Source organism: Saccharopolyspora sp. NPDC002686, from assembly GCF_040295745.1.
GTDB lineage: Bacteria > Actinomycetota > Actinomycetes > Mycobacteriales > Pseudonocardiaceae > Saccharopolyspora > Saccharopolyspora oryzae.
The window spans coordinates 90820-98213 of sequence record NZ_JBEOVY010000001.1; the positions used below are offsets into that span (position 1 = coordinate 90820).

The 7394-nt window shown below is 69.1% G+C and carries 9 protein-coding genes; 3 read left to right on the forward strand and 6 right to left on the reverse strand.

The window, feature by feature from the left end; genetic code table 11:
* Positions 1–16 precede the first annotated feature (16 nt).
* Both ABTZ89_RS00420 and ABTZ89_RS00425 read right to left on the reverse strand, forming a co-directional pair.
* Positions 17–631, reverse strand: a complete 615-nt coding sequence (locus ABTZ89_RS00420; protein WP_351038511.1) for a 2-dehydro-3-deoxy-6-phosphogalactonate aldolase — start codon at positions 629–631, stop codon at positions 17–19.
* A complete protein-coding gene (locus ABTZ89_RS00425) occupies positions 622–1608 on the reverse strand; it encodes a 2-dehydro-3-deoxygalactonokinase (RefSeq protein ID WP_351038513.1) in 987 nt (328 codons plus the stop codon). Before ABTZ89_RS00425 ends, ABTZ89_RS00420 begins: the two co-directional genes overlap by 10 nt.
* A gap of 65 nt (positions 1609–1673) precedes the next feature.
* Between ABTZ89_RS00425 and ABTZ89_RS00430 the strand changes: the two genes are divergently transcribed.
* A complete protein-coding gene (locus tag ABTZ89_RS00430) occupies positions 1674–2441 on the forward strand; it encodes an IclR family transcriptional regulator (RefSeq protein WP_351038515.1) in 768 nt (255 codons plus the stop codon).
* Positions 2442–2593: 152 nt separating this feature from the next.
* On the opposite strand, the gene ABTZ89_RS00435 is transcribed toward ABTZ89_RS00430, so the two are convergent.
* The 3 genes from ABTZ89_RS00435 to ABTZ89_RS00445 form a co-directional block, all read right to left on the reverse strand.
* Positions 2594–3049, reverse strand: coding sequence for an SRPBCC family protein (locus ABTZ89_RS00435; RefSeq protein WP_351038517.1), 456 nt, complete (start codon positions 3047–3049; stop codon positions 2594–2596).
* 175 nt (positions 3050–3224) lie between these two features.
* Complete coding sequence (locus ABTZ89_RS00440; protein WP_351038518.1) at positions 3225–4154, reverse strand: fumarylacetoacetate hydrolase family protein; 930 nt, start codon at positions 4152–4154, stop codon at positions 3225–3227.
* Positions 4154–5128 (reverse strand): MBL fold metallo-hydrolase, encoded by a 975-nt coding sequence (locus ABTZ89_RS00445; protein ID WP_351038520.1) that lies wholly within the window; start codon positions 5126–5128, stop codon positions 4154–4156. Before ABTZ89_RS00445 ends, ABTZ89_RS00440 begins: the two co-directional genes overlap by 1 nt.
* Before the next feature lie 220 nt (positions 5129–5348).
* On the opposite strand from ABTZ89_RS00445, the gene ABTZ89_RS00450 reads away from it, so the two are divergent.
* On the forward strand, positions 5349–5969 hold the full coding sequence (locus ABTZ89_RS00450; RefSeq protein WP_351038522.1) for a TetR/AcrR family transcriptional regulator: 621 nt from the start codon (positions 5349–5351) through the stop codon (positions 5967–5969).
* A 368-nt stretch (positions 5970–6337) separates the two neighbouring features.
* Positions 6338–6535: a pyrimidine/purine nucleoside phosphorylase gene (locus ABTZ89_RS00455; RefSeq protein ID WP_351038524.1), complete on the forward strand. Its 198-nt coding sequence runs from the start codon at positions 6338–6340 to the stop codon at positions 6533–6535.
* A 184-nt stretch (positions 6536–6719) separates the two neighbouring features.
* On the opposite strand, the gene ABTZ89_RS00460 is transcribed toward ABTZ89_RS00455, so the two are convergent.
* Positions 6720–7142: a cupin domain-containing protein gene (locus ABTZ89_RS00460; RefSeq protein WP_351038526.1), complete on the reverse strand. Its 423-nt coding sequence runs from the start codon at positions 7140–7142 to the stop codon at positions 6720–6722.
* Between the last annotated feature and the right edge of the window lie 252 nt (positions 7143–7394).

A 7394-nucleotide genomic window follows, 5' to 3' on the forward strand; every position in this document is an offset into this window, starting at 1 on the left:
TGCTGCCGGTGCCGACTCAGCGGGTGGCACCCGCCCAGGCGTGCCGCATCGCGACCGCCCGGGCACCGACCTGTGCGGGGGTGTCCCCTGGCCGGTAGAGCGAGGAGCCGAGCCCGGCTCCGCCCGCTCCGGCCGCCGCCCAAGCGGCGAGGTTGGTCTCGTCGACCCCGCCGACCGGCAGCAGTTCGACGTCCGGTGGCAGGACCGCCCGCCACGCCTTCATCCCCGCCATCCCGACCGCGTCGGCGGGGAACAACTTCAGGTGCCGCGCGCCGGCTGCGACAGCGGCGAACGCCTCGGTCGGCGTCGCAACCCCGGGGTACGGCCTCATGCCCGCCTCCACCACCGCGGCGATGACCTCGGGATCGGTGTTGGGCGCGACGACGATCCGCGCACCCGCGGCGTGGGCTCGCGGCACGTCCGCGATGTCGACCACCGTGCCGACCCCCACCGAGCAGCTCTCGCCCAAGGATCCGGCCAGCCGCTCGACCGAGGTGAACGGGTCCGGCGAGTTCAGCGGCACCTCGATGGCGTCGATGCCTGCCTCGACGAGCACCTCGCCGATGGCGAGCACTTCGCCCGGCGTGATGCCGCGCAAGATCGCGACGAGTCCGCTGCCGTTCACTGCCATTGCTGCTCCTGTGCTTCGGGGTGGTGGAGTCCGGTCGCGCACGCGATCCGCCAAAGCCCGCGCGCCGCGACGTCCTCGGTCAACACGGTCGGGACGACGCCGTGCGCGGCCAATGCGCGCTCGTAGCGGCGGCACAGGTCCTCGGTTCCGCACAGCAGCACCCGGCCCGGGTCGGTGGTCGGCAACTGGTGCGCGACCTCGTGGGCGATGAGCACGCCCGAGACGTAGTCGTGCACCGACGCCGGATCCAGGAGGCCGTCGAGCACGAGCGGACGGGCGCCGAAGAGCTCGGCCGTCAGACCGCGCGAGCGCCCGGCGGCCAGCCCGCGGGCGAACGCCTCGTCGTCGCGACGTGGTTCGACGGCCGTGCGGGCGAGGATCCCATCGGCGGTCAACAGGCCGAACAGCTCGCCGGACATCGCGGTGACGAAGGAGAGCACCTTGCCGTTGTCGACCCTCACCCACTTGCTGTGCGTGCCGGGCAGGACCAGGGTGACCACTCCGGTGGGCTCGTCCAGCGCCTCGAGCGCACCGATGATCTGCGCTTCCTCACCTCGGATCACGTCGCCGGGCACGTCCGCGGCGGACGGAACCCGCAAACCGGGCACGAGGTGGACGACTCCTCGACGGTGCCGCACCCGCACGAGCGCGTCGGCTCCGAAGCGCAGGTCGGCGGGAACGGTGCGGTAGCCGGCGTCAGCCCAGCCCTGGGCGCTGCCGACCATGCCGCAGGCGATCACCGGCACGTCCGGGTGCGCGGTGACCCAGTCACCGCAGGCCGACCAGAACGCCGCCTCGTACGCGAGTTCCCGCGCATGGCCGTCGCGGACGTCGATGCCCTCCGTGGTGGCGAGCAGGCCCTGCTCAGGGCGGCGGACGTCGATGATCCGGCCGACGCGGTCGAGCAGCCAGGCGCGCTGCGCGGAGGTTCCCCAGTCGAGTGCTATCAGGCCCGGGAGGCGGCTGGCGTCGGTCATGGGCGGAACTGTGCGAGATTTTTCCCGATAATGCGAACACCGTCCCCATATGTAGGATCGGGGTCATGGTCACCGAGGATTCCGCTGCTCCCCCGGGCACCCAGACCCTGGCCAGAGGGCTTGCGATAGTGCGCGCAGTGGCCGACGGCGCCACCGATCTGCGCACCCTCGTCGAGCGGACCGGCCTGGGCCGCAGCACCGCGCACCGCCTGGTGCAGCTGCTGGTCCGCGAGGGGTACCTGCGATCCGGGCGGGACGGCTACGTGCTCGGTCCGACGCTCATCGAACTCGGTTTCCAGGCGCTGCACGGCAACCCGCTGCCGGTGGTGGCCCGGCCGGTCCTCGAAGAGCTGTCGGAGCAGCTGCAGGACACCGTCCACCTGGCGGTGCGTGACGGCTCGTCGGTGCTCTACCTCGACAAGCTGCCCGGTTCCCGAGGTGCGGAGATGCGCTCGCGGATCGGGCACCGGATGCCGCTCACCCGCACCGGCGTCGGCATGGCCCTGCTGCTGGACTCGCCGCAGGAGTGGGAACAGCTCTACGAAACCGAGACCTCGGTGGAGCCCGCGCTGGCCAACGACGACATCGAGACGTTCACCGCCCGGATGCGCGAGTACGCGACGTCGCAGGTGACCATGGACATGGAGGACAACGAGCCCGGCATCCGCTGCGTAGCCGCCCCGATCCGCGACGCCACCGGAACCCTGGTGGGCGCGATCAGCGTGTCAGCCACCCGCCCGTACATGCCCGCAGCCCGAATGCGCGGCCTGGTCAAAGTGGTCAGCCGCGCCGCCCAGCGAATCTCCGCCGCCCTGGGCCACCGAACTCTCTGACGGCGCTGGCCCCACCGCAGCGTCACCGCGTGCGAGGGTCATCGCGCCGCAGGGAATTCGCGATGTTCCGCCGCCACGCACCCACTGGACGCCCAGCAGTTCGAGGTCGTGTCCCAGCAGGTTTCGGTAGTCCGGCCGGACTTCGTGGTCGATTAGGACTCTGCGAGTTCGGCGAGCCTGTCCAGGGAAGCCCGGAGCTTGTCCTCAGTTGTGGCGCGGGCGCGGGGCAGGCGGTTCTCGTCGGTCAAGCGGGACCAGTCGTAGGTGTGGCAGACCTGGGTGCGGCCATCGGCGGTCGGTTCGAGCTCCCACCGCCAGAGGTGCCCGGGCGGCTGCTTGCCCGGTTCGGACGGTAGCCAGGCGATGCGACGTCCCTCTTCGAACTCCACCACGCGGTTCTCGCGGACGCTGCCCTGGGTGAGCTTCACGGTGAACGCCTCTCCCACGGCGCTCACACGCTGCCCTTCGGGAGCTTCGGCGAGATTGTCATTGCCATCCCACCGCGGCTGTCGTGCCGGATCGGCGATCAGTTCGAAGATCCGCTCCGCACTGGCGGCGATCACCCGGCAACTGGTCACGACCTTCGGAGATTGGCTGTTGGCAGTCACCACCTGATTGAAGCACCCCTAACCCGCATCCAGAAACTCTTGAAGCCGAGTTCTGCAGACCGGATCCGCAGTTGATCCTGGCAGGATTCGCGCGCGCGGCCGCTCGAGCCGCCGCGCGGTCCACAAAGGATGGTTATCGAGGAGCAGAACACGGGGCTCGCCCTCACCGACGTTCTCAGAAGCCCGAGCTCAGCGGTTGCGGCTTCTCCCCCTCGATCACGCGATGGCGGATCTCGCCCAGCTGCTCGACGACCAGCCGCACCAGGTCCCCGGGCTGCAGCCAGCCCCTGAACTCGTCCGGGTTCATCGCGAAGTGCTCGAACAGGCATCCGCTCGGCACCGTGCCGGAGCCGATGACATCACCGGGCCGCAGCGTGGTGCCGCGCGACGTGTAGGTGATCATGTCGGGGAAGCCCCAGTCGATCGAGTCCCAGCGGCCCTCGCTCACCAACTCGTCGTTGACGTACCCGGTCATGCCGAGGTCGAACGCGTTGCGGCTGCGGAAGGACTCGATCTCGTCCGGCGTGACGAGCATCGGTCCCAACGTGTTCGCCCCGTCCTTCCCCTTGGCCGGCCCCAGCTGCATCGCCATTTCGTTGATCTGCAGGTCGCGGGCGCTCCAGTCGCACAGCAGCAGGTACCCCGCGATGTGCGACTCGGCCCGGTCGAGCGGGATGTTCGAGCCCGCCCGGCCGATGACCGCCGCGATCTCCAGCTCGTAGTCGAACTTCTCGCTGCCCGGCGAGATCGCCACGTCGTCGTGCGGGCCGATCACGGCGGCCACGTTGGAGAAGTAGAACGCCGGGAACTGGTTGTGCCGCTCGTCGACCGGGATGTCGGCAGCGCCCTGGCAGTTGCGCAGGTGCTGGAGGAATCCGGTGCAGTCGCGGATCGACCGGGGCTGCAGCGGGGCGCGCAGCGTGAGGCCTTCGAGCGGCAACGTCTCGCTCGGCGCTGTTGCGGCCCGCGCCCCCGCAGCGGCGAGGTCGTCGGCGTCGAGCAGGTCGAGCAGCGTCACGCCTGGCTCCAGGCCCAGCACCTGGTCGTCGACGACCAAGCCGACGCGGTCTCCGCCGGCCGGCGAGGCGTAGGTGACGAAACGCATCAGTCGTTCCCTCCCGCAGTGGCGTCGAGCGCGGGGAAGCCCTCGAGCGCGGCGATTCGGCCGAGCACGAGGAGCCGTTCCTCGCGCGGCATGTCCGGGTTGAGCTGCTGGTAGACGTTGATGACGTTCTGCGCGAGCCTGCCGTGCTCCGGCAGCTCGCCGTACTCGCCCAGGTCGATGGACGCGATCGCCGCGTCGACGTCGAGCCCGTCCTCGAACCGCTTGCGCGCCTCGGCTTCGACGAACACGAGGTACTCGCGCATGGCCGACACCTCGGCCTTCCCGGACACCGGCCCGTGCCCCGGCACGATCGTCGTGACGTCCATGTCGAGGATGCGGTCGAGCGCGTTGATCCACCGGCCGATCGGCCCGGCCCACGCGATCGGCGTGCCGCCGACGAACAGGATGTCGCCCGCGTACAGCAGCTTCGCGTCCGGGACGTGCACGAGCGCGTCGCCCGGGGTGTGCGCCGGGCCGACCTGGATCAGCCGCACCTCCCGGCCACCGACGTCGAGGCCCAGCTCGCCCTCGAACGTCCGGTCCGGCCCGGTAGCGGTGATCCCCTCGAAGTCGAACGGTGCGAAGATGTGCCGCGCGAAGTCACCGGTCGGCCCGGCCACCTTCTTGATCCCGGCGAGCTGCTCCACGGCCTCCTGCGTCATCAGCTCCGCGGCAGCCGCGGACGCCACGATCTCCACACCTCGTGCGGCGACGAGCTCGTTGCCGAAGACGTGGTCGCCGTCGGAGTGCGTGTTGACCAGCGTGCCGAGCGGGTGCTGCCCGAGCACCGGCGCGATGCCGTCGAGCATTTCGCGGGTGAGCGCGAGGTCGAAGAGCGTGTCGACCATGAGCGAGGTACCGGAACCGGTGATCAGCCCGGAATTGCTCCACCCCCAGCTGCCGTCGGGCAGCATCCACGCGTAGCAGCCGTTCCCGAGGTCGTGCAGGCCCTTGTCGTACGTCGAGCTGCTCATGAAGTCCCTTCCTCCGCGATCACCCCCCGTCGCCGGCCAGCGGCCGGGCCGAGGTGTCGTGCGGCTGGTTCTGACGTGGACGTCGCGCGCGGACGCAGCCAGTAGCATGAACTCGAGTACATTATTGGACTTGGATCCAAGTTTTTTCGCACCATAGGGTTGGCGACTGGAGGGTGTCAAGATTTCAAGCCGACGTGGGGATCGAATGCGCAGTGCCGAGATGAATGCCGAACCGGGCGAGCAGGTGCCACCTGCCGGGCAGAGCCGCCAGGCCCGCAAGCGGGAACAACGGCGAGACCACGTCTTCCGCGCCGCCATCGAGCTCTTCGTCGACCAGGGCTACGACAGCACGACGATGGACGACATCGCGGAGCGCGCCGACGTCGCGAGGGCCACGGTCTTCAACCACTACCCGCGCAAGGCGGCCTTCCTGGAGGAGTGGACGCTCCGCCGCCGCCAACGCGCCGCACGCGTCCTCGCCGAAAGCGTGTCGGGCACCGCGAACGCGAAGGAGCAGCTGCGGATGTTCTTCGCCGAGCTCGTGACCACCAACGAGGAATCCCGCGCCGAGGCCATGGCCCTGCTGCTTCCCGGGCTGCGCGCGACGAACCTGATCGTCGACCCCGCGCTCGGACACGCACTCGCCGACGTCATCGGAAACTCCGCCGACGCCGGGAAGCTGCGACCAGGCGCCGACCCCGAACACGTCGGACGCCTGCTCGCAGTCGGTTACTTCTCGGTGCTCTACCGGTGGATCTCCCACGATCCGCCCAGCTTCGACTTCTGGCACGAGATCGAGATCCTGCTGGACACCGTCTTCGACGGCGCCCTGCACTCCTGACCCCAGCGCCGGAACGCTCGCCATCGGCGAAGCGCCGTCAGCTGCTCGCCGCTCCGGACTCGAGACCGTGATGCACACCCATGACCAGGTGCTCGTCCTCGGCCGGACCAGCCCACGACACCGGACAACCAAGCACGTGCGCCACTTGATCGGTCGCGATCTGCAGCACCGGTGTCCTTAACCAGGAACGTTCTTCTAGTACGAACGTGGGCGCGCAGCAAGGGGTTTGAATCCTGCTGCGCGCCCGCATCGGGTGACCTGAGCTAGGACGCCCGATCCTCCGGTAGGGGCTTTCGGGCGGTTTCGTTCGCGAGCAGGACGCCGATGAGGGACAGAGCTGCTACCGCAACGAGGAAGAAGGCCGGGGCATGCGAGTTGTCGGTCTGCGCGATCAGCCAAGTCGCCGCGTAGGGGGCGACGCCGCCGAACAGGACGGGGACGTGAAGCTGCCCGGCTCCGACCAGTGGAAGACCTTCGGCGAAGGCGATTCCTTCCAGATCGAGGGCAACGAGTCCTTCACCGTGCGCATCACCGACACGGTCGCCTACCTCTGCCCCTACACGTGATCGCACCGGTGTCCCGTTGATCCGCACGGATCAACGGGACACCCCGCCTGCGGTCTACCCAAGGTTAATTTCAGTTGCCACTGACATAATCGTCTCGATCGACAGGAAAGCGAGCCGCGGCCGCGCGAACAGCGAACCCGGATCAGCTCGTTGCAGCTTGCGCTGAGCAGGCTGTCTCAGGCGTTCAGGCTTCGTCTCGATCAGATCGGGCCCGCGCCTGGCGGGACGCCCTGGCAGTGCCGAAGTTCGACCAGTCGGCCTCGGCCGGACGCCCCCAGACCACCACGACCTTGAGCACCGTCCCGCCCGTGTTGCGCAGGTCGTGATCGGATCCGACGGGAGCGAGCACCGCGTCCCCCGGCCCGAGCACGTGGGTCTGCTCGTCGACGCGCATCGTGGCTGTGCCCTCGACGACAAGGTAGAGCTCTTCGAGCGGTTCATCCTCGCGATGGGCGTGCATGCCCTCCGCGCCGCCTGGCGGCAACTCCCACAGCTGGACCGCCACGGGCAGGCGCGCACGGTCGAGGAAGTACCACTGGACCCTGGTCAGCGCGGTCCCGCCGTGCATGTCGTAGTCGAATGCCGCACTCCCGGCACGCTCAAGCATGAACTCGCTCCGAATCGCTGCTGCAGCAATGACGCCCCACAAGGTCGCACAGCACGCTCCACTCGCGCAGCGGACCGCTGGTGGAGATCTTCACGCCACCCATGCCGTTCAGGGAACCCAGTCGGGGCTGCGGAACGCGAGCAAACCCGGTCGAATCCCCGCGCCGGTTCAGCATTCGATGACGTTGACCGCGAGTCCGCCGCGGGCCGTCTCCTTGTACTTGACCTTCATGTCCCGGCCGGTCTCCCGCAT